The organism is Streptomyces sp. RLA012 (assembly GCF_056270325.1).
Window position 1 is genome coordinate 52,678 of sequence record NZ_JBWDPA010000006.1, and the last position, 25,845, is coordinate 78,522.

Annotated in this window: 2 protein-coding genes and 3 pseudogenes; all 5 read right to left on the reverse strand. The window is 75.2% G+C overall.

Annotated elements, in window-relative coordinates; all coding sequences use genetic code 11:
• Nucleotides 1-33: 33 nt before the first annotated feature.
• Nucleotides 34-10,355 (reverse strand): annotated as a pseudogene (locus RV986_RS54005) (type I polyketide synthase).
• A 97-nt stretch (nt 10,356-10,452) separates the two neighbouring features.
• A complete protein-coding gene (locus RV986_RS54010; protein ID WP_475925010.1) occupies nt 10,453-11,067 on the reverse strand; it encodes an acyl carrier protein in 615 nt (204 codons plus the stop codon).
• The gene (locus tag RV986_RS54015) at nt 10,961-12,751 is read right to left on the reverse strand and encodes an MDR/SDR family oxidoreductase (protein WP_475925011.1); all 1,791 of its coding nucleotides are present in this window, start codon (nt 12,749-12,751) and stop codon (nt 10,961-10,963) included. Before RV986_RS54015 ends, RV986_RS54010 begins: the two co-directional genes overlap by 107 nt.
• Nucleotides 12,752-12,947: 196 nt before the next feature.
• Nucleotides 12,948-15,947 (reverse strand): annotated as a pseudogene (locus tag RV986_RS54020) (acyltransferase domain-containing protein); the annotation flags it as partial.
• A pseudogene (locus RV986_RS54025) lies at nt 15,853-25,845 on the reverse strand (beta-ketoacyl synthase N-terminal-like domain-containing protein); the annotation flags it as partial. The pseudogenes RV986_RS54025 and RV986_RS54020, both read right to left, overlap by 95 nt.

Consider the following 25,845-nt stretch of genomic DNA (forward strand, 5'->3'; position numbering starts at 1 on the left):
ATTCACCCGTTCCCCGGTCCCGTAGCCATGCGCTCAGGAGATGCCAAGATCGTTCTCGATGAAGTCGAAGATCTCGTCCGCCGCGGCGGAGTTGATCCGGTCGGTGACGTCGTCGGCCGTCGCGGTGCCGGCGGGGGCCGGAGCACGGTCCGTACCGTTCCACTGGGTGAGCAGGGACTGCAGCCGTACGCCGATCCGGTCCCGCCGCGCGTCGTCGTCCGCGAGCCCGCTCAACGCGGCCTCCAGGCGGTCGAGTTCGGCCAGCACCTGCGCCGCGCCGTCCAGGCCGTCGGTCAGCCTGCCGCGCAGATGTGCGGCGAGGGCCGCGGCGGTGGGCTGGTCGAACAGCAGGGTGGCGGGCAGCTGGAGCCCGGTGACGGTACCGAGCCGGTTGCGCAGCTCGACCGCCATCAGCGAGTCGAAGCCGAGCGCGTTGAACGCGCGGGTGGCACCGACCTTGTCGGTCGTGGCGTGCCCGAGGACTCCGGCGACCTGTGTGCGGACCAGGGAGAGCAGCGTCCGCTCCTGCTCGGCCGCGGACTGCCCGGCCAGGCGGGAGCGGAGCTCCTGTGCGGCGTTGTCCGGTGTCTCGGCAGGCCGCACGGCCGCCAGGTCACGTACTTCCGGCAGGTCCGACAGCAGCGGGCTGCGCCGCGCCGAGGCGAAGCCGGGCGCGAAGCGTGCCCAGTCGACGTCGGCGACGGCCAGGGCCGCGTCGTCGCGCGCCACGGCCCGCCGTCGGCGACGGCCAGGGCCGCGTCGCGCGCGCCACGGCCCGCCCGATCGCGTGCGGGGCACGCGCGGGGTCGAGCGGGGTCATCCCGCTGCGCCGCATGCGCTGTTCGGTGTCGCTGTTCTCGGCCGCCATGCCGCCGCCGGCCCACGGCCCCCAGGCGAGCGAGGTCGCGGGCAGTCCCGCGGCCCGCCGCTGCTGGGCGAGTGCGTCCAGGTAGGCGTTGGCCGCACCGTAGTTGGCCTGTCCGATGGAGCCGATCGTGCCGGCCACGGAGGAGAACAGGACGAAGGCGGACAGGTCCCGGTCCCGGGTCAGCTCGTGGAGATTGCGGGCGGCGGTCAGTTTGGGCCGCAGTACGGTTTCCAGGCTGTCCGGGGACAGGGAGTCGATCAGCCGGTCGTCCAGGACACCGGCGGTGTGCACCACCGCGTCCACCGGGTGCTCGGCCAGCAGCCCGGCCAGTGCCTCGCGGTCGGCGACGTCGCAGGCGACGACGGCCAGTTCGGCCCCGGATCCGGCGAGCGCGGACTCCAGGCGGGCCGCGCCCTCGGCTCCGCCCCCGGACCGGCTGGCGACCACCAGACGGGTGGCGCCCTGTTCGGCGAGCCAGACCGCCGTACGCACCCCGAGGGCGCCCGTACCGCCGGTCAGCAGGACGGTGCCCTTCCAGACCGGCTCCGGCGTGTGCTCCTCACCGAAGTGTTCGGCGCGGACGAGGCGGCGCAGGAAGGTTCCGGATCCGCGCACCGCCACCTGGTCCTCGCCGTCGCGGCCCGCGAGTACGGCGCACAGCCGCCGGGCGACGTCCTCGGCCACCGGGGCTTCGGTGCCGGCCGGCAGGTCGACCAGACCGCCCCAGCCCTGGGGGTATTCCAGGGCAGCGGAGCGCCCCAGTCCCCAGACGGCGGCCTGTTCGGGCGCTTGTGGTGCCTCCTGGCCGTGGACGCCGACAGCGCCCGCGGTCAGGCACCACACCGGCGCACCCAAGGGGCCGGCCGCGCCCTCGGACAGTGCCTGCAGGAGGCCGACGGTGGCGGCCAGACCGCTCGGTGTGGACGTGTGCCCCGGCAGCGGCCGCGCGTCGGCGGCCAGCAGCGACAGGACTCCGGTGACGGCGGGAACACCGTCGGCTTCGCTGACGCGGGTCAGTTGGGCGGCGAGGGCCGTGCGGTCGGCCGTGGCGCAGTCCACGGGGACGGTCACGACGTGCGCGCCGTGGGAGGTGAGCGCATCGGCGAGTGAGCCGGCCCAGCCGCCGCCGGCCAGTGCGGCGGGAACGGGCAGCAGCCAGGTGCCGGCCAGGGCCGCGTCGGTGCGCTCGGCGGCGGGCGTCCAGACGATCCGGTGTTCCCAGCCCTCGGCCTGCGAGCGCTGCCTGCGCTCGCGGCGCCAGGAGGCGAGTGCGGGCAGCACCGCGCTGAGGGGGGCTTCCTCGTCGAGGTCGAGCCTGGCCGCCAGTTCGCCGGGGCCGGCCTGCTCGACGAGGTCCCAGAACTGGGTGTCCTCGGCGGGCGCGGCGGGTGCGGCGGCGGACTCCAGCCAGAAGCGCTCGCGCTGGAAGGGATAGGTGGGCAGTTCGGTGCGCCGTGCGTCGGCGGGGTGCAGCCGCGTCAGGTCCACCCCGCGGCCGTGTGCGTACAGCTGTCCCGCGGCGAGCAGCGCGGTGCGCTGCTCACGGCCGTCGCGGCGCAGCAGCGGGAGGGCGAGAACGGCGGCGGGTTCCACGGCGCTGTCGAGGACCATCGTGGTGAGCGTGGCGTCGGCGCCGAGTTCGAGACAGGTGGTGACGCCCTCGGTCTCCAGGGTGCGCACTCCGTCGCAGAAGCGGACCGCGTCCCGTACGTGGCGGGTCCAGTAGGCGGCCGTGCGCAGGTCGTCGCCCTCGGCGAGCCGTCCGGTGACGTTGGACACGACGGGCACCGCGGGCGGTGCGTACCGCACTGCCGCGGCGACCTGTTCGAACTGCGTGAGCATCGCGTCCATACGGTGTGAGTGAAACGCATGGCTGACCCGCAAACGCCTAGTCTTGCGGCCGCGGTCCGTGAACTCGGCGGCGATCCGCTCCACTTCGTCCGTGTCACCGGAGAGCACCACCGACGCGGGCCCGTTGAGCGCGGCGATCTGGGCGCGTCCGCCGGCGGAGCCCAGGAGCTGGAGGACCTCGTCCTCGGTGGCCTCGACGGCGACCATGGCGCCGCCCTCGGGCAGGGCCTGCATGAGCCGTCCGCGGGCCGCCACCAGGGCGCAGGCGTCCTGCAGTGTCAGCACCCCGGCGGCGTGGGCGGCCGTCAGCTCGCCGATGGAGTGGCCCATCAGCAGGTCGGGGCGTGCGCCCCAGGACTGTACGAGGGCGTGGCCGGCGGTGCCGACGGCGAACAGCGCCGCCTGGGTGTAGGCGGTGCGGTCCAGCAGGGCGGCCTCGGGGGAACCCTCGGCCGCGAAGACCACCTCGCGCAGCGGCGGGCCGTCGAGGTGGGTGTCCAGTTCCGCGCAGACCGTGTCGAACGCCTGGGCGTAGACGGGGTGGGCGTCGTAGAGCTCGCGGCCCATGCCGGGGCGCTGGGCGCCCTGGCCGCTGAACAGGAACGCGGTCCTGCCGCCGCTGCCGGCGTCCCCCACGGCCAGGTCCGGGGCGCTCGCGCCCTGGGCGAGGGCCGTGAGGGCGGCCAGGAGCTCCTCCTCGTCGGCGGCGACGGCGACGGCCCGGTGGTCCAGTGCCTGCCGGGTGACGGACAGGGAGTGGGCGAGGTCGCGCAGGTCGCCCCCGGGACGGGCCAGGAGATGGGTGCGCAGCCGGGCGGCCTGGTCGCGCAGCGCCGCGGGGGTGTGGCCCGAGACGGTGAACGCGTGCGGTCCGGTGGCCGGTTCGCGCGGTTCCTCGCGATGTTTCCGCGCGGGCGGTTCCTCCAGGATGACGTGCGCGTTGCTGCCGCTGATGCCGAAGGAGGACACGCCGGCCCGGCGCTTGCGGTCGTCCGCGGGCAGCCAGGCCTGGGGTTCGGTGAGCAGCTGGACATGGCCGCTGGACCAGTCGATGTGCGGGGACGGCTCGTCCACGTGCAGGGTCCGGGGCAGCTTGCCGTGGCGCATCGCCATGACCATCTTGATGACGCCCGCGGCGCCCGCCGCGGCCTGGGTGTGCCCGAAGTTGGACTTGGCGGAGCCCAGCCACAGCGGGCGGTCCTCGGGCCGCTCCTGGCCGTAGGTGGCGAGGAGAGCCTGGGCCTCGATGGGGTCGCCGAGGCTCGTGCCGGTGCCGTGCGCCTCGACGGCGTCCACGTCCGCCGCGGACAGTCCGGCGGAGGCGAGTGCCTGGCGCACGACGCGCTCCTGGGAGGGCCCGTTGGGGGCGGTCAGTCCGTTGGAGGCGCCGTCCTGGTTGGTCGCGGAACCCCGTACGACGGCCAGCACCGAGTGCCCGTTGCGTTCGGCGTCGGAGAGGCGTTCCAGCAGCAGGACGCCCACTCCTTCGGAGAAGCCGGCGCCGTCCGCGGCGGCGGCGAAGGCCTTGCAGCGGCCGTCGGCGGCCAGCCCGTTCACTCGGTGTACGTACCGGGGCCAGCCCGTTCTGTGCGCTGAACTCGGTGTACGTACCGGGCGTGGCCATCACGGTGACGCCGCCGGCGAGCGCCAGGCCGCACTCGCCCTGCCGCAGTGCCTGGGCGGCGAGGTGCAGCGCGACCAGCGCGGAGGAGCAGGCGGTGTCGACCGTCATGGCGGGCCCTTCGAGCCCGAAGGTGTAGGCGACGCGGCCGGACAGGACGCTGCCTGAGATGCCGAGGCCGAGGTGGCCCTCCACGCCTTCGGGAACGTCTGCGAGGCCGGAGGCGTACCCCGAGCCCATCGCTCCGACGAACACGCCGGTCCGGCTGCCGCGCAGGGACAGCGGGTCGATGCCGGACCGTTCGAGGACCTCCCAGGAGGTCTCCAGGAGCAGCCGTTGCTGGGGGTCCATCGCCAGCGCCTCACGGGGCGAGATGCCGAACAGCGCGGCGTCGAAGTGGGCGGCGCCGTAGAGGAAGCCCGCCTGCAGTCCGGGCAGGCGTTCCAGGTCCCAGCCGCGGTCGGTGGGGAAGGCGGAGATCGCGTCGCCGTCCGCGTCGACGAAGCGCCACAGGTCCTCGGGCGAGGCGACTCCGCCGGGGAACTGGCAGGCCATGCCGACGATGACGACGGGGTCGTCGTCGGCCACGGCGACCGTGGCCTCGGCCGTGCGTACGGCGCTGCCGGCGAGCTGCTCGCGCAGGTGGCGTGCCAGCGCCGTCGGCCTGGGGTGGTCGAAGACGAGGGTGGCGGGCAGCCGCAGGCCGGTCTCGGCATTCAGGCGGTTGCGCAGTTCGACGGAGGTGAGTGAGTCGAAGCCGAGGTCCCTGAAGGCCTGGTCGGCGCCCACGGCGTCGGCCGCGCTGTGGCCGAGGGCGGTGGCGGCGTTGCGGCGCACCAGGTCGAGCAGGACGCGCTCCTGTTCGACCGTGTCGAGGCCGGCCAGCCGGCGGGCCAGCCGCGGGGTGTTGTCGGTGCCCGCGTCGGCCGTGCGCCGGGCCCGTACCCGCACGAGGCCGCGCAGCAGGGCGGGCAGCCGGTCCGCGGTGGCGGCGGCGCGCAGGGCGGCGGTGTCCAGCCGGAGCGGGGCGAGCAGGGCCTCGTCCGCCTCCAGTGCGGCGTCGAAGAGGCGCAGTCCCTGCTCGTCGGTGATCGCGGGCAGGCCGGAGGCGGCGATCCGGTTGACCTCGTCGTCGCTCAGCGCGCCGGTCATGCCGCTGGCGGTGGCCCACAGGGTCCAGGCGAGCGAGACCGCGGGCAGGCCCTGGGCCCGCCGGTGGTGGGCCAGCGCGTCCAGCACGGTGTTGGCCGCGGCGTAGTTCGCCTGGCCCGCGCCGCCGAGCAGACCCGCGGCGGAGGAGAAGAGGACGAACGCCGACAGCGGCAGGTCGCGGGTCGCCTCGTGGAGGTTGAGCGCGGATTCGGCCTTCGCGCGCAGGACGCGGCGGAGCCGCTCGGGCGTGAGGGAGTCCAGGACTCCGTCGTCGAGGACGCCCGCGGTGTGCACGACACCGCGCAGCGGCCGGTCGGCGGGAATGCGCGCGAGGAGGGCGGCGAGGGCGTCCCGGTCGGCGGTGTCGCACGCTTCGATGGTCACCTGCGCTCCCTGGGCGGTGAGTTCGGCCGCGAGTTCGGCCGCGCCCGGCGCCCCGGGGCCGCGGCGGGAGGCGAGGACGAGGCCGCGCACGCCGTGCCGTGCGACGAGGTGGCGGGCGACGAGTGCGCCCAGTGTCCCGGTGCCGCCGGTGACCAGGACCGTGCCGTGCGGGTCCCAGAGCGGGGTGGGTTGCCCGGCCGGGGCCGGGGCGGAGTCGTTTGCCGCGCCGCCGGTCGCCTGGGTGCGGACCAGGCGGGGCGCGAGCGGCTGCCCCTGGCGCAGGGCGAGTTGCGGTTCGCCGGTGGCAGCGGCGGCGGGCAGTGCGGCGTAGGAGGCCTGCTCGTCGTCGAGGTCGAGCAGGACCAGCCGTCCGGGATTCTCCGTCTGAGCGCTTCGGACCAGGCCCCACACGGCGGAGGCGGCCAGGCCGGGCACGTCCTCGCCGGTGTGGGTGGCGACGGCGCGGCGGGTGAGCACGACGAGCGTGGAGTCGGCCGCGTGGTCGGCGGCGAGCCATGTCCGTACGGTGTCCAGGACGTGTGCGGCCACGGCGCCGAGGTCTTCGCCCGGCGTGATCGTGCAGGGCAGCACCACCGTCGCGCGTTCGTCGGGGAGTTCGGCGGGATCCGTGACACGCGGCCAGGCGGGGTCGAGCCCGGTGTCGTCGCCGTCCAGGACGTACCAGCCACCGCTGGTGGAGGGCGGCGGTGCCGCGTCCACCGGGGTCCACAGGAGGTGGTGGAGAAAGCCGTCGGCCGGAGCGCCTGCGGTGCGCAGGCCGTCGGCGGACACGGCGCGGGAGACCAGCGTGTCGACGGCGGCGACGGGACGGCCCGCGGCATCGGCGATCTGCAGGCGGACACCGCCGCCGGCCGGTTCGATCCGTACGCGCAGTGCCGCGGCACCGACCGCGTACAGGGAGACTCCGCTCCACAGGAACGGCAGGCCGACGCCGCCGCCGTCTCCTTCTCCTTCCCCTTCGCCCGCTGCCGCGGGCGCGGCGAGCTGAGCGTGCAGGGCGGCGTCCAGCAGGGCGGGGTGCAGCCCGAAACGGGCCGCCTCCTTGTGCTGGTCCTCGGGCAGGGCGACCTCGGCGTACCAGGCGGTGCCCTGTTGCCAGACCGCCTTGAGTCCCTGGAAGACGGGGCCGTACTCGTAGCCCGTGTCGGCGAGTGCGCCGTAGAAGCCGTCGAGGGAGACGGGCTGTGCACCGGGCGGCGGCCATGCGGCCAGGTCGAAGGACGGCTCCGCGGCGCCGGGGGCGAGTGTGGCGGAGGCGTGGCGGGTCCATGCGGCGTCGTCGTCCTGGCCCGCGGGGTTCTCGGGACGTGCGTACACCGTCAGCGGGCGGCGGCCGGCGGCGTCGGGTGCCCCGAGGGCCAGCTGGATCTGTGCGGCGCCCTTCTCCGGCAGGACGAGCGGGGCCTCAAGGGTCAGCTCTTCCAGCAGGTCGCAGCCGACCTCGTCGCCGGCGCGCAGGGCGAGTTCGGCGAAGGCCGTTCCCGGCAGCAGTACGGTGCCGGACACGGCGTGGTCGGCGAGCCAGGGCTGGGAGCTCACGGACAGCCGCCCGGTGAGCAGGACCCGCAGGTCGTCGGCGAACCGTACGACGGCGCTCAGCAGCGGGTGCCCGGCGCTTCCCAGGCCCGCGCGGGTCAGGTCGCCGGAGCCCTGGTCGCTCATGCGCAGCCAGTAGCGCTCCCGCTGGAAGGCGTAGGTGGGAAGTGCGACGCGCTCGTTGCCCGGTGCTGCGACGAGGCGTTGCCAGTCCACGGCGGCGCCGTGCGCGAACAGGCCGGCGACGGCCGTCAGCACGGCCAGCGGTTCGCTCTGTCCCTTGCGGGCGGTGGCGAGGCAGACGCGTTCGGTGGTGTCGTCGGGCAGGCAGCCCTGTGCCAGGGCGGTCAGGGAGGTGTCGGGCCCGATTTCGAGGAAGCGGGTGACACCGTGTTCGGCGAGCCAGTTGATGTCGTCGGCGAAGCGTACGGGCCGGCGCAGTTGGCGCACCCAGTACTCGGGCGAGCAGACCTCCTCGGGGGTGGCCGCCCGGCCGGTCACGTTCGAGATGACGGTGATCCGCGGCGGGTGATAGGTGAGTTCGCCGGCGACGGCGCCGAACTCGTCGAGGATGGGGTCCATCTGGGCCGAGTGGCCGGCGACGGCGATGCGCAGGCGCTTGACGCGTGTGCCCTGCCCCTTGAGCTGCCCGGCGATCGCCTCGATGGCGGCGGCGTCGCCGGAGAGCACGGTGGCGCGGGGGCCGTTGGCGGATCCGACGGACAGCGCCCCGCCGTAGGTCCCGATCAGCGCGAGCAGTTCGTCCTCGGCCGCTTCGACGGCGAGCATCGCTCCGGTCGGCGGAAGGGACTGCATCAGCCGGCCGCGGGCCAGGACCAGGCGGCAGGCGTCGGCCAGCGACCAGATGCCCGCGAGGTGCGCGGCGGTCAGCTCGCCCACGGAGTGCCCCATGAGGTACTTGGGCTTGATGCCCCAGGACTCCAGGAGGCGGAACAGAGCGACCTCGACGGCGAACTGCGCGGGCTGCGTGACATCGGTCCGGTCCAGGCCCTCGGAGCCTTCCGAGCCGTCGAACACCAGGTCCTTCAGGGACCGGCCGAGGGCGGCGTCCACGTGGACGCAGACCGCGTCGAACGCCTCGGCGAACACCGGGAACGCCTCGTACAGCTCACGGCCCATGCCGATCCGCTGGGCGCCCTGTCCGTGGAAGAGGAAAGCGGTGGCGCCGCGCAGGGCCCGGCCGGTGACGACGCCCGGTCCGGCGTCCGGGCCGCCGTCCTCGTCCGCGAGGGCGGCCAGGCCGCGCAGGGCGGCCGTGTGGTCCCCGGCGAGGACCACGGCACGGTGTTCGAAGGTCTGACGGGTCGTGACCAGGGCGCGGGCCAGGTCCGGGGAGGCCGCGTCGTCCTCGCCCGCCACCCGGTCGAGGAGGCGGGCGGCCTGGCCGCGCAGGGCGGCGGCGCTGCGGGCCGACACGATCAGCGGCACGGCCGGCAGGGGCGTGTTGGCGGGCGCGGGAGCCTGCGTGGCCGGAGCCTCCCCGGCCGGAGTCTCCTCGGCCGGGGTGTCCGCGGGGGCCGCTTCCAGGATGGCGTGGGCGTTGGTGCCGCTCATGCCGAAGGACGAGACGGCGGCCCGGCGTGGCCGGTCCTCGGCCGCCTCGGGCCAGGCGGCGGGTTCGGTCAGCAGCCGTACGTGGCCCGCCGACCAGTCCACGTGGGAGGAGGGTTCGGTGATGTGCAGCGTGCGGGGCAGCCGGCCGTGGCGCAGCGCCATGACCATCTTGATGACGCTGGCGACACCGGCCGCCGCCTGGGTGTGCCCGAGGTTGGACTTGAGCGAGCCGAGCAGCAGGGGGTTGTCGGCCTCCTTGGCGCGGCCGTAGGTGGCCAGCAGCGCCTGCGCCTCGATGGGGTCGCCGAGCGAGGTTCCGGTGCCGTGGGCGTCCACGGCGTCGATGTCGGCCGCCTGGAGGCCCGCGTTGGCGAGGGCCTGCTCGATCACCCGTTGCTGCGAGGGGCCGTTGGGCGCGGTCAGGCCGTTGGAGGCGCCGTCGGAGTTGATGGCGCTGCCGCGTACCACGGCCAGGACGGGGTGGCCGTTGCGGCGGGCGTCGGACAGCCGCTCCACGAGCAGCATGCCCACGCCCTCGGACCAGCCGGTGCCGTCGGCGTCGTCGGAGAAGGCCTTGCAGCGGCCGTCCACGGCGAGGCCGCGCTGGCGGCTGAACTCGAAGAGGATTCCGGGGGTGGCCATGACGGAGACACCGCCCGCCATCGCGAGGTCGCACTCCCCGGACCGGAGCGCCTGCACCGCCCAGTGCAGTGCCACCAGTGACGAGGAGCAGGCGGTGTCGACGGTGACGGTGGGGCCTTCCAGGCCCAGGACGTAGGAGATGCGGCCCGAGGCGACGGAGGTGGCGTTGCCCGCGAGCATCAGCCCGTGGACGTCTTCGGGAACCTCCACCGGGCCCTGCCCGTAGCCGGAGCTCGCCGCGCCGACGAACACGCCGGTGGAACTGCCGCGCAGGGTGGCCGGCCGGATCCCGGCCCGTTCCAGGAGCTCCCAGGAGGTCTCCAGCAGCAGCCGCTGCTGCGGGTCGGTGGCCAGGGCCTCGCGGGGGCTCATGCCGAAGAAGGCGGCGTCGAACGCGCTCGCGTCGTGCAGGTAGCCGCCCTCGCGCGTGTAGAAGGTGCCGGGCTTGTCGGGATCGGGGTCGTACCGGTCCTCGATGTCCCAGCCCCGGTCCTGCGGCAGCGGGCCGATGGCGTCGCGGCCCTCGTCGACAAGCCCCCACAGATCCTCCGGGGAGGCCACCGCGCCGGGGAAGCGGCAGCTCATCGCCACGATGGCGATGGGTTCGCGGTTCTTGTCCTCCACCTCGCGCAGCTGACGGCGGGTCTGCCGCAGTTCGGCCGTCACTCGCTTGAGGTATTCCACGTACTTGTCGTCGTCAGCCACGTGTGTCACTTCCTTGAACCGAGCCGGGCGGTGTCCGTTGTGCGGAGATCCAGCGCTGTGGTGCGGGGACCCGCGGCGCGGGCGTCCGCTGCGGTTGTCACGTCGTGCCCAGCTCCCTGTCGATGAGGTCGAACAACTCGTCGGCGGTCCCGGCCGATTCCAGTTCGCCGTCCTCGGCGTCGCCCGGCCCTCCGGCGGCGGCGACCGTCACCGGTGCGCCCGACCAGCGGGCCAGCAGGTCCCGCAGCCGGTCGCCGACGCGGGCACGGTCTTCGGCGTCGTCGATGTCGGTGCCGCTCAGTGCGGCCTCCAGGCGGTCCATCTCGCCCAGCAGGGCCTGCGCGCCGCCGGGGGCCTCGGGCAGGTCCAGCGCGGTCAGCAGATGGCGGACCTGGACGGCGGGCGTCGGGTAGTCGAAGACGAGGGTGGCCGGCAGCCTGAGGCCGGTGAGGCCGGTGACGGCGCCCAGGCGGTTGCGCAGTTCGACCGCGGTGAGCGAGTCGAAGCCGAGTTCCTTGAACGTCTGCTCGGGCTCGATCCCGGCGGCCGAGGCGTGGCCGAGGACGGCCGCGGCCTGTTCGGCGACCACGTCGAGCAGCAGCTGCTCACGGTCGGCGGCGGACAGCGGGGCCAGCCGCTGGCCGAGGGTCTGTGTGCTTTCGGTGCTCGGGGCGGCCGCCTCGGCCCGGCGGCGGGCGGGTGTCTTGACCATGCCGCGCAGCAGCGGCGGCAGGACGTCGGCGTGTTCGCGCAAGGAGGCCTGGTCGAGGTCCATCGGCAGGAGTACCGCACGGTCGGTGTCCGGGCCGGCGTCGAGCAGCCGCATGCCCAGGTCCGCGCCGAGCGGGACCATGCCGGTCCTGGCGTGCCGGGAGCGGTCGGCCTCGCTCAGTTCGCCGGTCATGCCCGCGTCGGGCAGCCAGGTGCCCCAGGCCAGTGATGTCGCCGGCAGGCCCAGGTGGGCCAGCGCGACCTGTCGCCGGCAGGCCCAGGTCGCGCCGGTGGTGGGCCAGCGCGTCCAGGAAGGCGTTGGCGGCCGAGTAGTTGGCCTGTCCGGCGCCGCCGAACGTGCCGGCCACGGAGGAGAACACCACGAACCGTGCGAGGTCCAGGTCGCGGGTCAGCTCGTGCAGGGCGACCACGGCGTCGGCCTTCGGCCGCATCGACACGTCGATGCGTTCGGGTGTCATCGAGGAGATGACGCCGTCCGCCAGGACGCCCGCGGTGTGGATCACCGCGGTCAGCGGGTGGGCGGCGGGCAGGGAGGCCAGCAGCGCGGCCAGCGCCTCGCGGTCGGCGGTGTCGCAGGCGACCACGGCGACGTCGGCGCCCAGGGCGGCCAGTTCCTCCCGCAGTTCGGCCGCGCCGGGCGCGCCCGGTCCCTGCCGGCTCGCCAGGACCAGGTGGCGCACGCCGAGGTCGGCGACCAGGTGACGGGCCGTGACCCGGCCCAGTCCGCCGGTGCCGCCGGTGAGCAGCACCGTGCCCTCGGGGTCGGGGGCGGCCGGCACGGTCAGGACGACCTTGCCGATGTGCCGGGCCTGGCTGAGGAAGCGGAACGCGTCGGGGGCCCGGCGGACGTCCCAGGTGGTCATCGGCAGCGGCGGCAGCGCTCCGTCCTCGAAGAGGGTCACCAGCTCGCGCAGGATCTCCCCGATGCGGTCGGGGCCGGCCTCGACGAGGTCGAAGGCCCGGTAGGCGACGCCCGGGTGGTCCTCGGCGACCTGCCGTGCCTCGCGGACGTCGGTCTTGCCCATCTCCAGGAAGTGTCCGCCGCGCGGCAGCAGGCGCAGTGAGGCGTCCACGAACTCCCGTGCCAGCGAGTCCAGGACGACGTCCACGCCGCGGCCCTCGGTGCTCTCCAGGAACAGTTTCTCGAAGCCGAGGTCGCGGGAGGAGGCGAGGTGGGCGTCGTCGAGCCCGGCGGCGCGCAGCGCGTCCCACTTGGCGGGGCTCGCGGTGCCGAACACCTCGGCGCCCAGGTGGCGGGCGAGGTGGACGGCGGCCGTGCCGACTCCGCCGGCGGCGGCGTGCACGAGCACGGACTGGCCGGGGCGCAGCCCGCCGAGGTCGACGAGGCCGTAGTACGCGGTGAGGTAGACGATGGGCACGGTGGCGGCCTGGGCGAAGGTCCAGCCGCGCGGGACGGGTGCGAGCATCCGTTCGTCGGCGACGGCCACGGGGCCGAAGGCTCCGGCGAACATGCCCATCACCCGGTCGCCGGCGGCGAGTGCGGTGACCTCGGAGCCGACCTCCGTGACCACGCCGGCGCCTTCCAGGCCGATCGCGGTGGCGTCGCCGGGGTACATGCCGAGCGCGGTGAGCACGTCGCGGAAGTTGACGCCCGCGGCGCGCATCGAGATGCGGACCTCGCGCGGCGCGAGGGGCCCGGTCACCTCGGGGCACTCGGTCAGCCGCAGGCTCTCCAGGGTGCCCTTCTCCTCGATGCCGAGCCGCCAGGCGGCGGCTCCGGCGGGCTCGGCGAGCGCGCGCCCGGCGGCCAGCGAGCGCGCGCCCGGCGGCCAGCGGAATGATCCGCGGGGTGGTCACCGCGCCGTCCCGCAGGGCCAGTTCGAGGCAGCCGGAGGCGAGGGCGGCGGGCAGCGCGGCGGCCGAGGCGGGCATCCCGTCGGTGTCCACGAGGACGAAACGGCCGGGGTTCTCGGAGCGGGCGGAGCGGACCAGGCCCCAGGCCGTGGCCCGGGCCGGGTCGGCGGGCCGGGCGCCGATGCGCACCGCGTCGCGGGTGAGGACGGCGAGCCGGGCGTGCGCGAAGCGGGGTTCGTCGAGCCACTGCTGGACGAGGCCGAGTGTCGTGTGTGCCGTGGCGCGGGCGGCGGCGGCCAGGCCACCGGCCACGGCATCGGCATCGGCATCGGCATCGGCATCGGCATCGGCGGTGATGGTGGCGGGCAGGGCCAGCAGCACCGTCTCCGGTACGTCGGTGTCCGCCGCGGCGAGCGCGGCCAGGTCGGCGAAGACCGGCACGTGCGCGCCGGTCTTCTCCCACTCGGCGGCCAGGGCGCGGGCTTCGGCGCCGCCGACCAGGCTCCAGCTCCGGTCCGGTTCCGCTGCTGCCGTGCCGGCGGGCACGGGCACCCAGTCCAGTTCGTACAGGCCCTGCGGACCCGGTGCGCCGACGGTGGAGCCGGCGAGGTCTCCGGTGAGTTCGCGCAGGGTGAGGGAGCCGACCGAGGCGACCGTCCGTCCCGCGGTGTCGGCGAGCGTCAGGCTGATGGACTCCGGGCCCTCCTGCACCATGCGTATGCGCAGCGCGGCGGCGCCGACGGCCTCCAGGCGGACCTGGTTCCAGGAGAAGGGCAGCCGGCCGGCGTCCTTCATGGGCACGAACATCACGGCGTGCAGGGCGGCGTCCAGCAGCGCCGGGTGCAGGTCGAACGCCCCGGCGGCCGGGTCGGCGGCCTCGGGCAGGTGGACCTCGGCGAACACCTCCTCGCCGCGCATCCACACCGACTTCAGGCCCTGGAAGAGCGGCCCGTACAGGTGGCCGCGTTCGGCGAAGCGCTCGTAGAAGCCGTCGAGCGGTATCTCGTCGGCGCCTGCCGGCGGCCAGACGGCGAAGTCGTACGGGGTGTGCGGCGCGGCGGTGCCGGTGGTGAGCAGGCCCTCGGCGTGCAGCGTCCACGGCTGGTCGGTGTCCGCGTCCTCGGCCCGTGCGTGCACGGTCAGGGCGCGGGCACCGGAGGCGTCGGGTGCCTGAACCCGCAGCTGTATGCGTACGGCGCCGCGTTCGGGCAGGGTGAGCGGGGTGAGGATCGTCAGCTCTTCCACCTGGTCGCAGCCGGCGTGTTCGGCGGCGTGCAGGGCCAGGTCGAGGAAGCCGGTGGCCGGGAACAGGGCGGTGCTGGTGAGCGCGTGGTCGGCGAGCCAGGGGTGGGTGCGCAGTGACAGGCGGCCGGTGAACAGGAAGGCGTCGCCGCCGGCGAGTTCGACGGCCGCGCCGAGCAGGGGGTGTGTGGCGGAGCCGAGTCCGGCCGAGCTCACGTCGCCCAGCAGGACGGGCGGCCTGGGCCAGAACCGCTGGCGCTGGAAGGCGTACGTCGGCAGGGCCACGGCGTGGGCGCCGGTGGCGTCGAAGGCGTGGGCCCAGGCGACCGTGACGCCCTTGACGAACGCCTGGGCCAGGCCGGTGAGCAGGGCGTCGCGTTCGTCGCGGTCCTTGCGCAGGGTGGGCACGAAGAGCATCTCGTCGCCGCCCTGGACGGCGGACTGGGCCAGGGCGGTGAGGGTGCCGTCGGGGCCGATCTCGATGAAGCGGCGGACGCCGCGCTCCTCCAGCCACCGCACCCCGTCGGCGAACCGCACGGCCTGCCGGACGTGGCGCACCCAGTACTCCGGGGACTCCAGCTCTCCTGCGGCGGCGGCCTGTCCGGTCACGTTCGAGACGACCGCGATACGGGGCTCGCCGTAGGTGATGCTCTCGGCGACCGTGCGGAATTCCTCCAGCATCGGTTCCATCAGCGGGGAGTGGAAGGCGTGGCTGACGCGCAGGCGTGAGGTGCGGCGGCCCAGGGCCGCCACCTCGCCCGCGACCGCCTCGGCCACCGACTCCACACCCGAGATCACCACCGAGCGGGGTCCGTTGACCGCCGCAATGGACACCTCCGTCTCGCGGCCTTCCAGCAGCGGGAGAACCTCGTCCTCGGAGGCCTCGACGGCGAACATCGCGCCGCCGGGGGGCAGTTGCTGCATCAGGCGCCCGCGTGCCGACACCAGTCGGCAGGCGTCTTCGAGCGACAGCACCCCGGCCACGTGGGCGGCGGCCAGTTCGCCGATGGAGTGGCCGACCAGGAAGTCGGGGCGCACCCCCCACGACTCGACGAGGCGGAACAGCGCCACCTCGATCGCGAACAGGGCGGGCTGGGTCCAGGCGGTGTTGTTCAGCAGGCCGGCGTCCGTGCCGAAGACCACGTCCGTCAGGCCGTCGTCCAGGTGGGCGCAGACCGCGTCGAAGGCTTCGGCGAACGCGGGGAAGGACTCGTACAGTTCACGGCCCATGCCGAGGCGCTGGGCGCCCTGGCCGGAGAAGAGGAAGGCGAGTTTGCCCTCGCCGCGGGCGGAGCCGGTGACCGTGGACGGGTGGGTCTCGTCCTCGGCCAGCGCCCGCAGGCCGGTCACGAGTGTGTCGCGGTCGGCGCCGAGGACGACGGCGCGGTGTTCGAAGACCGAGCGGTGCGCCGCGAGGGACAGGCCCACGCCGGCGGGGTCGGCCTCGGGCTGTTGCAGGACGTGGGTGAGGAGTTGGGCCGCCTGTGCGCGCAGGGCCGTGCGGCTGCGTGCGGTGACGACCCAGGGCCAGGTGCCGTCCGTGGAGACCGGTTCGGTGTCGGCCGGTGCGCTCTCCTCCTGGGTGGCGGCTTCGATGATGACGTGGGCGTTGGTGCCGCTGATGCCGAAGGACGACACTCCGGCGCGGCGGGGGTGTCCGGCCCCGTCGGCGGGCCAGCCGACGGCCTCGGTCAGCAGCCGGACATCACCCGCCTCCCCAGTCCACGTGGGTGGAGGGTTGGTCGACGTGCAGGGTGGGCGGCAGGATCTCGTTCTGCAGGGCCAGGACCATCTTGATGACACCCGCCACCCCGGCGCCGGCCTGGGTGTGGCCGATGTTCGACTTCACCGACCCCAGCCACAACGGCCGCCCCTCCGGCCGCTCCTGGCCGTAGGTCGCCAGCACCGCCTGGGCTTCGATCGGGTCACCGAGGGTGGTGCCGGTGCCGTGCGCCTCCACCACATCCACCTCCGCCGCCGCGACGCCCGCGTCGGCGAGGGCCGCGCGGATCACCCGCTGCTGCGCGGGCCCGTTGGGAGCGCTCAGACCGTTGGACGCACCGTCCTGGTTGACCGCCGAGCCGCGGACCACGGCCAGCACGGGGTGGTGGTTGCGGCGGGCGTCGGAGAGGCGTTCCACCAGGAGCATGCCGCCGCCCTCGGAGAAACCGGTGCCGTCCGCCGCGTCCGCGAACGCCTTGCACCGGCCGTCCGCGGCCAGACCCCGCTGGCGGCTGAAGTCGACGAACAGGCCGGGCGAGGCCATGACGGTGACGCCGCCGGCGAGGGCGAGGTCGCACTCGCCGGTGCGCAGGGACTGGATCGCGAGGTGCAGGGCGACCAGGGAGGCCGAGCAGGCGGTGTCGACGGTGACCGCCGGGCCCTCCAGGCCGAAGGTGTAGGAGAGCCGGCCGGAGACGACGCTGGCGGCGTTGCCCGTCAGCATGTAGCCCTCGAAGTCCTCCTGGGAGGCGGCGAGCATGCCGGTGTAGTCCTGGCCGTTGGTGCCGGCGAAGACGCCGGTGCGGCTGCCGCGCAGGGTCGCGGGGTCGATCCCGGCCCGCTCGAACGCCTCCCAGGAGACCTCCAGCAGCAGGCGCTGCTGCGGGTCCATCGCGACGGCCTCGCGGGGCGAGATGTTGAAGAACCCCGGGTCGAAGCCGCTGGCGTCGTTCAGGAAGCCGCCGGTGCGGGTGTAGACGCTGCCGGGCTTTCCGGGCTCGGGGTCGTAGAGGGCGTCCAGGTCCCAGCCGCGGTCCTCGGGGAAGGGCACGAGTCCTTCCCCGCCGTCGATCAGCATGCGCCACAGCTGTTCGGGGGTGCGTACGTCGCCCGGGAAGCGGCAGCCCATGGCGACGATGGCGATCGGCTCGTCGTCGCGCGGGGCTGCGGGGGGCGGGGCGCTGCCGGTGGCGGCGGGCTGTTCCTCGCCGGCGAGTTCGGCAAGGAGGTGGGCGGCGAGTGCGGAGCAGGTCGGGTGGTCGAAGACGAGGGTGGCGGGCAGCCGCAGGCCGGTGATGCGGTTCATGCCGTTGCGCAGTTCGACGGCGCTGAGGGAGTCGATGCCCAGGTCGGTGAAGGGCAGGGCCGGTTCGACCGCTTCGGCGGACGGGTAGCCCAGGACATTGGCGACGTAGGAGCGCACGACGTCCAGGACGGCGTCGGCGCGGTCGTAGCCGGGCAGCTGGGCCAGGTGGGCACGGAGCGAGGAGGAGTCGGCCGCGGGGGCGTCGGCCTGCTGGGCGCGGGCGGTGTCCAGGGCGCGGCGGGCGGCGGGCAGTTCGTCGAGGAGGTGGCTGGGGCGCGGTCCGGTGAAGGAGGGCGCGTAGGTGTCCCAGCGCAGGTCGGTGACGGTGACGGTGGTGTCGTCGCCGTCGAGGGCCCGGCCGAGGGCGTCGCAGGCGGACCGGGTGTCCATGGGGTGGACGCCGTAGCGGCGCATGCGCTCGCCCGCGGTGTCGCCGACCATGCCGCCCTCGGCCCACAGGCCCCAGGAGACGGCGGTGGCGGGCAGGTTCTGGGAGCGGCGGTGCTGGGCGAGGGCGTCCAGGAAGGCGTTGCCGGGGGCGTAGTTGCCAAGACCGGCGCCGCCGAGGACGCCCGCGGTGGAGGAGAACAGGACGAAGGCCGACAGGTCCAGGTCGCGGGTCAGTTCGTGGAGGTGGAGCGCGGCGGTGGCCTTGCCGCGCAGGACGGGGTCCATGCGGTCGGGGGTCAGGGAGTCGATGACGCCGTCGTCGAGGGAGCCGGCGGCGTGGAACACGGCGTCCAGGGGGCGGTCGGCGGGGATCGAGGCGAGCAGGGTGTGCAGGGCGTCCTGGTCGGCGGCGTCGCAGGCGGCGAGGGTGACGTCGGCGCCGAGGGCGGTGAGTTCCTCGCGCAGTTCGGCCGCGCCGGGGGCGTCGGCGCCGCGGCGGCTGGTGAGGATCAGGTGGGTGGCGCCGCGTTCGACGAGCCAGCGGGCGAGGTGGCCGCCGAGGGCGCCGGTGCCGCCGGTGACCAGGACGGTGCCGCGCGGGCGCCAGGTCCGGGTGGTGGGTGCGAGGGGGGCGGCGGCGTGGACCAGGCGGCGGCCGAAGGTGCCGGAGGGCCGGATCGCGATCTGGTCCTCGCCGCCCGGGGCGGCGAGCACGGCGCACAGGCGGGTGCCGGCGCGGGTGTCGAGGGCGGCGGGCAGGTCGATCAGGCCGCCCCAGCGTTCGGAGTGTTCCAGGGCGGCGACCCGGCCCAGGCCCCAGACGAGCGCCTGGGCGGGGCCGGTGACGGTTTCCGAGGCGGTGACGGCGACGGCGCCGCGGGTGGCGCACCACAGCGGGGCGTCGATACGGGTGTCGCCGAGGGCCTGCAGGAGTGCGAGGGTGCCGGCGAGGCCGTGCGGGACGGACGGGTGGGCGGGGTGCGGGCGTTCGTCGAGGGCGAGCAGGGACAGTACGCCCGCCACCGCCGGAGCGGCCGCGGCGGCACCGTCCCCGTCCGCGTCCCCGGTGGCGAGGGCGGCGGTGAGCAGGGCGGCGAGGCCGGCGCGGTCGGTGCCGCCGTCGGGGACGGTGACCAGGCGGGTGTCGCGGGCACCGCCGCCGGTCAGGGCCTCGCGGGCGGCGGCGGGAAGGTGGTCGTGGCCGTGGCCGGCCGTGCCGGCGGGGGCGATCACCAGCCAGGTGCCGGACAGGGCGCCCGCGGCGTTCTCGGTCAGCGGGGACCATCCGACGCCGTAGCGCCAGGACTCGGTGGTGGAGCGTTCGCGGCTGGTGCGGCGCCAGCTGGACAGGGCCGGCAGGAAGGTGCTCAGCGGGGCGTCGGCGGAGACGTCGAGGGCGTCGGCGAGGGCTTCCAGGTTCTCCTGGTCGACGGTCTCCCAGAAGCGGGACTCGACGGAGTCGGCGGTGAGGGAGCCGGACGCGGCGGCGTCGGCGGCCGCCTGCTCCCGGACGTTGGGCCAGTACCGCTGCCGCTGGAAGGGGTAGGTCGGTACGTCGACGCGGTGCGCGCCGGTGTGGGCGAAGACGGCGTTCCAGTCGACGGTGACGCCGTGGGCGTGGGCCTGGGCGACGGCGGTGAGGAACTGGTCGAGTCCGCCCTTGTCGCGGCGCAGGGAGTCCAGCACGGCGCCCTCGGTGCCGGTGTCCTCCAGGGTCTCGCGCAGGCCGACGGCGAGCACGGGGTGCGGGCCGACCTCCAGGAAGGTGCGGTGGCCCTCGGCGATCAGGCCGCGGACGGCCTCCTCGAAGCGGACGGTCTCGCGCAGGTTGGTGTACCAGTACTCGGGGTCCAGGGCGGTGGTGTCCTGCCACTGTCCGGTGAGGGAGGAGCGGAAGGGGATCTCCGCCTCCCGCGGCTCGATGCCGGCGAGGGCGTCGAGCACGTTCGCGCGGATCGGTTCGACCTGCGGCGAGTGGGAGCCGTAGTCGACGGCGACCTTGCGGGCGCGTACGCCGTCCTCGGTGAGGGCGGTGAACAGTTCGTCGAGCGCGGTGGCGTCGCCGGACACCACGACGGAGGCGGGTCCGTTGACGGCGGCGACGGCGAGGCGGTCGGCCCACGGGCTCATGCGCGCGCGGGTCTCGTCGGCGCTCAGCGGCACGGACATCATGCCGCCGCTGCCGGCGATGGAGACGATGGCCCGGCTGCGCAGGGCGACGACGCGGGCGCCGTCGTCGAGGGACAGGGCCCCGGCGACGCAGGCGGCGGCGATCTCGCCCTGGGAGTGGCCGACGACGGGCCGCGGGGGTGACGCCCAGGGAGCGCCACAGGCCGGCCAGGCAGACCATGACGGCCCACAGGGCGGGCTGGACGACGTCGACCCGGCCGAGGTCGGCGGCGTCCTGGTCGCCGCGCAGGACCGCGGTCAGGGACCAGTCGGTGTAGGGGGCGAGCGCGCGTTCGCAGTCGGCGACGAGGGCGGCGAACACGGGTGAGGCGGCGAGGAGTTCGCGGGCCATGCCGGTCCACTGCGCGCCCTGTCCGGGAAAGACCAGGACGGGTTCGGCGGTGCTGGGGGCGGTGGCGGAGACGATGCCGGGTCCGGTGACCGGGCCGCCCGCGGCGAGGGTGGCGAGTGCCTCGTCGAGGGCGTCGCGGCCGCCGGCGAGGACGGCGGCCCGGTAGGTGAAGGCCGGACGGGTGGTGGCCTGGGAGTAGGCGAGGTCGGTGAGGTCCTGGCCGGGGTGGGCGAGCAGGTGGGTGCGCAGGCGGGCGGCCTGGCCGCGCAGGGCGGCCTCGGTGCGGCCGGACAGCAGGGTGGGGACGACGGGCAGGGCGCCGGTGAAGACCCCGGCACCCGGGGCGGCCGGTTCGGCGGTGGCGGGGGCCGGTTCGCTGTCGGGGGCCTGTTCGACGATGACGTGGGCGTTGGTGCCGGACATGCCGAACGAGGAGACGCCGGCGCGGCGCGCGCGTCCGGTCTCGGGCCACTCCCGCTGCTCGGTCAGCAGTCGGACGTCGCCCGCGCTCCAGTCGACGTGCGGGGTGGGCGTGTCGGCGTACAGGGTGCGCGGCAGGACGCCCTCGCGGATCGCCATGACCATCTTGATGACGCCGCCGACACCCGCGGCGGCCTGGCTGTGGCCGATGTTCGATTTCAGGGAGCCCAGCCACAGCGGCCGGTCGGCGGGCCGGTCCTGGCCGTAGGCCGCGATGAGGGCCTGTGCCTCGATCGGGTCGCCGAGGGTGGTGCCGGTGCCGTGCGCCTCGACGGCGTCGACCTCGGCCGGGGCCAGGCCGGCGGAGGCGAGGGCCTGGCGGATCACCCGTTGCTGCGAGGGGCCGTTGGGCGCGGTCAGGCCGTTGGAGGCGCCGTCCTGGTTGAGGGCGGAGCCGCGGAGCACGGACAGCACCGGGTGGTGGTTGCGGCGGGCGTCGGAGAGCCGTTCGAGGACGATCATGCCGACGCCCTCGGCCCAGCTGGCGCCGTCGGCGTCCGCGGAGAACGGCTTGCAGCGGCCGTCCGGGGCGAGCGCGCGCTGGCGGCTGAACTCGATGAGGGAGCCGGGGGTGGACATCACGGTCACCCCGCCGGCGAGTGCGAGGGAGCACTCGCCCTGGCGCAGCGCCTGGGCGGCGAGGTGGAGGGCGACGAGGCTGGAGGAGCAGGCGGTGTCGACGGACACCGCGGGGCCCTCCAGGCCGAGGGCGTAGGAGATGCGGCCGGACAGCACGCTGGGCGAGTTGCCGGTGCCGACGTAGCCCTCGAAGTTGTCGTCGGCGGCGGCCAGGATCGTGACGTAGTCCTGGTAGGTGACGCCGGCGAAGACGCCGGTGCGGCTGCCGCGCGCGGTGGTCGGGTCGATGCCGGCGCGTTCCAGGGCCTCCCAGGACGTCTCCAGCAGCAGGCGCTGCTGGGGGTCCATGGCGAGGGCCTCGCGGGGGCTGATGGCGAAGAACGACGGGTCGAACTGGCTGGCGTCGTGGAGGAATCCGCCCTCGCGGGTGTAGACGGTGCCGGGGTGGTCGGGGTCCGGGTGGTAGAGGGTCTCGGGGTGCCAGTTGCGGTCGGTGGGCAGCGGCGAGATGCCGTCGGCGCCGGCGACGACGAGGTCCCACAGGTCTTCGGGGCTGCGGACGCCGCCGGGGTAGCGGCAGGCCATGCCGACGATGACGATCGGGTCGTCGTCGACGGGCACCGGGCGGTGCGCGGTGCCGTCGTGCTGGGCGGTGCCGAACAGGTCGGCGCCGAGGTGCTGGGCGAGCGCGTTCGGGGTGGGGTGGTCGAAGACCAGGGTGGCCGGGAGGGCCACGCCGAGCGCGTCGGAGAGCTGGTTGCGCAGTTCGACGGCGGTGATCGAGGTGAAGCCGAGGTCGGCGAAGGAGCGGGCCGCCTCGACGTCGGCGGGGCCGTCGTAGCCGAGGACGTCCGCGACCCGGGCGCGCACGGTGGCGAGCAGGGCGCGGGTCCGTTCGGCCTCGGGCCGGCCGGCCAGCCGCTCCAGCATGCTGCCGGGCTGCTGCGCGCGGGCCGCGGCGCGGCGGGCGGGTGCCTGGGTGCGGGCCGGGGCCGGCTGCCCGGCGGCCGGGGCGGGGGCGGGGGTGGTGGTGGTCTGCGGGGCGAGGGTGCGCATCAGCAGGGAGGCGACGGTCAGGACGGGCTCGCCGATCGCGTCGGCGGCCTGCAGGGACAGGGTGTCGGGGCCGCTGCGGGAGAGGCGGACGCGCAGGGTGGTGGCGCCGGTGGCCTGCAGCGAGGCGTCGCCGAGGGAGAACAGGACGCGGCCGTCGCCGAATCCGTCGAAGATGCCGAGGCCGAGCGGGTGCAGGGCCGCGTCCAGCAGCGCCGGGTGCAGGTCGAAGCGTCCGGCCTCCGTCCCGGCGCTCTCGGGCAGGGCGACTTCGGCGTAGACGTCCTCGCCGCTGTGCCAGGCGGCCTTGAGTCCTTGGAAGACGGGGCCGTAGTCGAGTCCGGCCGCGGCGAGGCGCTCGTAGACGCCGTCGACGTCGAGGGGTTCGGCGCCGGCGGGCGGCCAGAGCGTGAAGTCGGGCGTGGCCGCGGGGGTGTGGTCGGGCTGCCGGGCGCTCAGGATGCCGCCGGCGTGCCGGGTCCAGGGGCCGTCGGCGCCCGGGGTCTCGGTCCGGCCGTACACGCCGAAGGTGCGCGAGCCCAGCGCGTCGGGCTCCTCGACGCGGACCTGGAGGTGGACGCCGCCCTGTTCGGGCAGGACGAGCGGGGCTTCGAGGACGAGGTCGCGGACGTGCCCGCAGTCGGTGTGGGCACCGGCGCGCAGGGCGAGTTCGAGGAACGCGGTGGACGGCACCACGAGGGATCCGCTCACGCGGTGGGCGGCGAGCCAGGGCTGCGAGCGCACCGACAGGCGTCCGGTGAGGACGACGGCGTCGCCCGTGGCCGGCGGGACGACGGCGGCCAGCAGCGGGTGGTCGGCGGCGAGGAGTCCCGCGGCGGACGGGTCGCCGGAGACGGCCGGTACGTCGAGCCAGTAGCTCTGGTGCTGGAAGGCGTAGGTGGGCAGCTGCGCGGGCCGGCCGCCGGGGGCGGGGGTGTCCAGGCAGGCAGGCCAGTCGACCGGGACGCCGCGGGTGAACAGGGCGCCCAGGGCGGTCATGAGGACGGCCGGTTCGGGGCGGTCCTCGCGCAGTGCGGGCACGGCGAGGTGGCCGGGGCTCTGCCAGCAGCCCTGGGCGAGGGTGGTGAGGGTGGCGTCGGGGCCGAGTTCGAGGTAGTGCTCGACGCCGGCCCTCTCCAGCCAGGCGATGCCGTCGGCGAAGCGGACCGCCTGGCGGACGTGGCGCACCCAGTACTCGGGCGAGCCGAGTTCCGCGGCGGTGACGGGTTCGCCGGTCACGTTGGAGACGACGGGGATGCGCGGCTCGCCGTAGTCCACGCTCCGGGCGACGGCCCGGAAGTCGGCCAGCATCGGTTCCATGCGCGGCGAGTGGAAGGCGTGGCTGACGCGCAGCCGGGTGGTCTTGCGGCCCTGGCCCGCGAAGTGTGCGGCCACTTCGAGTACGGCGTCCTCGTCGCCCGCGATCACCACGGACCGGGGGCCGTTGAGGGCGGCGAGGCCGACCTCCTCGTCCCGGCCGGCCAGCAGGGGCAGCACCTCGTCCTCGGCGGCCTGCAGCGCGACCATGGCGCCGCCCTCGGGCAGGGCCTGCATGAGCCGGCCCCGGGCGGCGACCAGCCGGCAGGCGTCGGGCAGCGAGAGGACTCCCGCGACGTGCGCGGCGGCCAGTTCACCGACGGAGTGGCCCAGCAGGTGGGCGGGCCGTACGCCCCAGGACTCGACGAGACGGAACAGCGCGACCTCGACGGCGAACAGGGCGGGCTGCGCGTAGGCGGTGCGGTCGAGGAGGGCGGTGTCGTCGCCGAGGACGACCTCGCGCAGCGGCTGCTCCAGCTGGCCCTCGAAATGGGCGCACACGGCGTCGAAGGCGTCCGCGTAGACGGGGAAGGCGTCGTAGAGGCCGCGGCCCATGCCGGGCCGCTGGGTGCCCTGGCCGGCGAACAGGAACGCGGTGCTGCCCTCGGTCAGGGTGTCGCCGGTGACGGCGTCGGTGGACGGTTCGCCCGCGGCGACGGCGGTGAGGCCGCGCAGCAGCCGGTCGGGTCCGGCTGCCGCGACCACGGCCCGGTGTTCGAAGGCGGAGCGGGTGGTCACCAGGGCGCGGGCGATGCCGGCGGCGTCGAGGCCGGGGTGCTCCTCGACATGGGCCAGGAGGCGTGCGGCCTGGCCGCGCAGGGCGGCGGCGGTGCGGGCCGACAGGATCCACGGCGTCACCGCTTCGGCGGCCGGCCGGGCGGGCGCGTCCTGCGTGTGCTGCGGGGCCTGCGGGGCCTGTTCGATGACGACGTGGGCGTTGGTGCCGGACACGCCGAAGGCGGAGACACCGGCGCGGCGCGGGCGGCCGGTCTCGGGCCAGGCTGCCTGCTCGCCCAGCAGCCGGACCGCTCCGGCGGACCAGTCGACGCGCGAGGAGGGCTCGTCGGCGTGCAGGGTCCGCGGGAGGACGCCCTTGTCGAGGGCGAGGACCATCTTGATGATGCCCGCGGCGCCCGCGGCGGCCTGGGTGTGGCCGATGTTCGACTTCACCGAGCCCAGCCACAGCGGCCGGTCGGCGGGCCGGTCCTGCCCGTAGGTGGCCAGCAGCGCCTGCGCCTCGATGGGGTCGCCGAGGACGGTACCGGTGCCGTGCGCCTCGACGGCGTCCACCTCGGCCGGGGCGAGGCCCGCGGAGGCGAGGGCGGCCCGGATGACGCGCTGCTGCGCGGGCCCGTTGGGGGCGGTGAGACCGTTGGAGGCACCGTCCTGGTTGACGGCGGTGCCGCGGACGACGGCCAGGACCCGGTGGCCGTGGCGGCGGGCGTCGGAGAGCCGCTCGACGACGAGCACACCGACCCCTTCCGACCAGCCCGTGCCGTCGGCGCCGTCGGAGAAGGCCTTGCAGCGGCCGTCGGGGGCCAGGCCCCCCTGGAGGCTGAACTCGACGAAGGCGCCGGGGTTGGCCATGACGGTGACACCGCCGGCCAGGGCGAGGTCGCACTCGCCGCTGCGCAGGGACTGCACGGCCAGGTGCAGGGCCACCAGCGAGGAGGAGCAGGCGGTGTCGACGGTGACCGCGGGGCCCTCCAGGCCGAGCGCGTAGGCGACCCGGCCGGAGACGACACTGCCGGCGCCGCCGGTCAGCAGGTGTCCGCCGAGGCCTTCGGGGATCTCCGTCAGACCCGAGCCGTAGCCGGAGCTCCCGGCGCCGACGAAGACACCGGTCCGGCTGCCCTTCAGGCTGCCCGGGGCGATACCGCCGCGTTCCAGGGCCTCCCAGGACGTCTCCAGGATCAGCCGCTGCTGCGGGTCGATCGCGAGGGCCTCGCGGGGGCTGATCCCGAAGAACGGCGCGTCGAAGCCGGACGCCTCCTTCAGGAAGCCGCCCGAGCGGGTGTCGCTGGCCGCGAGGAGGGTCTCCAGGTCCCAGCCGCGGTCCTCGGGGAAGGCGGAGACCGTCTCCAGACCGCCGGAGACGATCCGCCACAGGTCCTCGGGGCCCGCCACGCCGCCCGGCAGACGGCATCCCATGCCGACGATGACGACGGGGTCGGTGTCGGTGTCGGCGGCCGCCGGGAGCCGCGGGGTGTCCTCGGCGGCGGCGCCGAAGAGTTCGTCGCGCAGCCGGGCCGCGACGGCCAGCGGCGTCGGGTGGTCGAAGACGAGCGTGGACGGCAGCGCCACCCCGGTGGTGCCGGTGAGTTCGTCGCGCA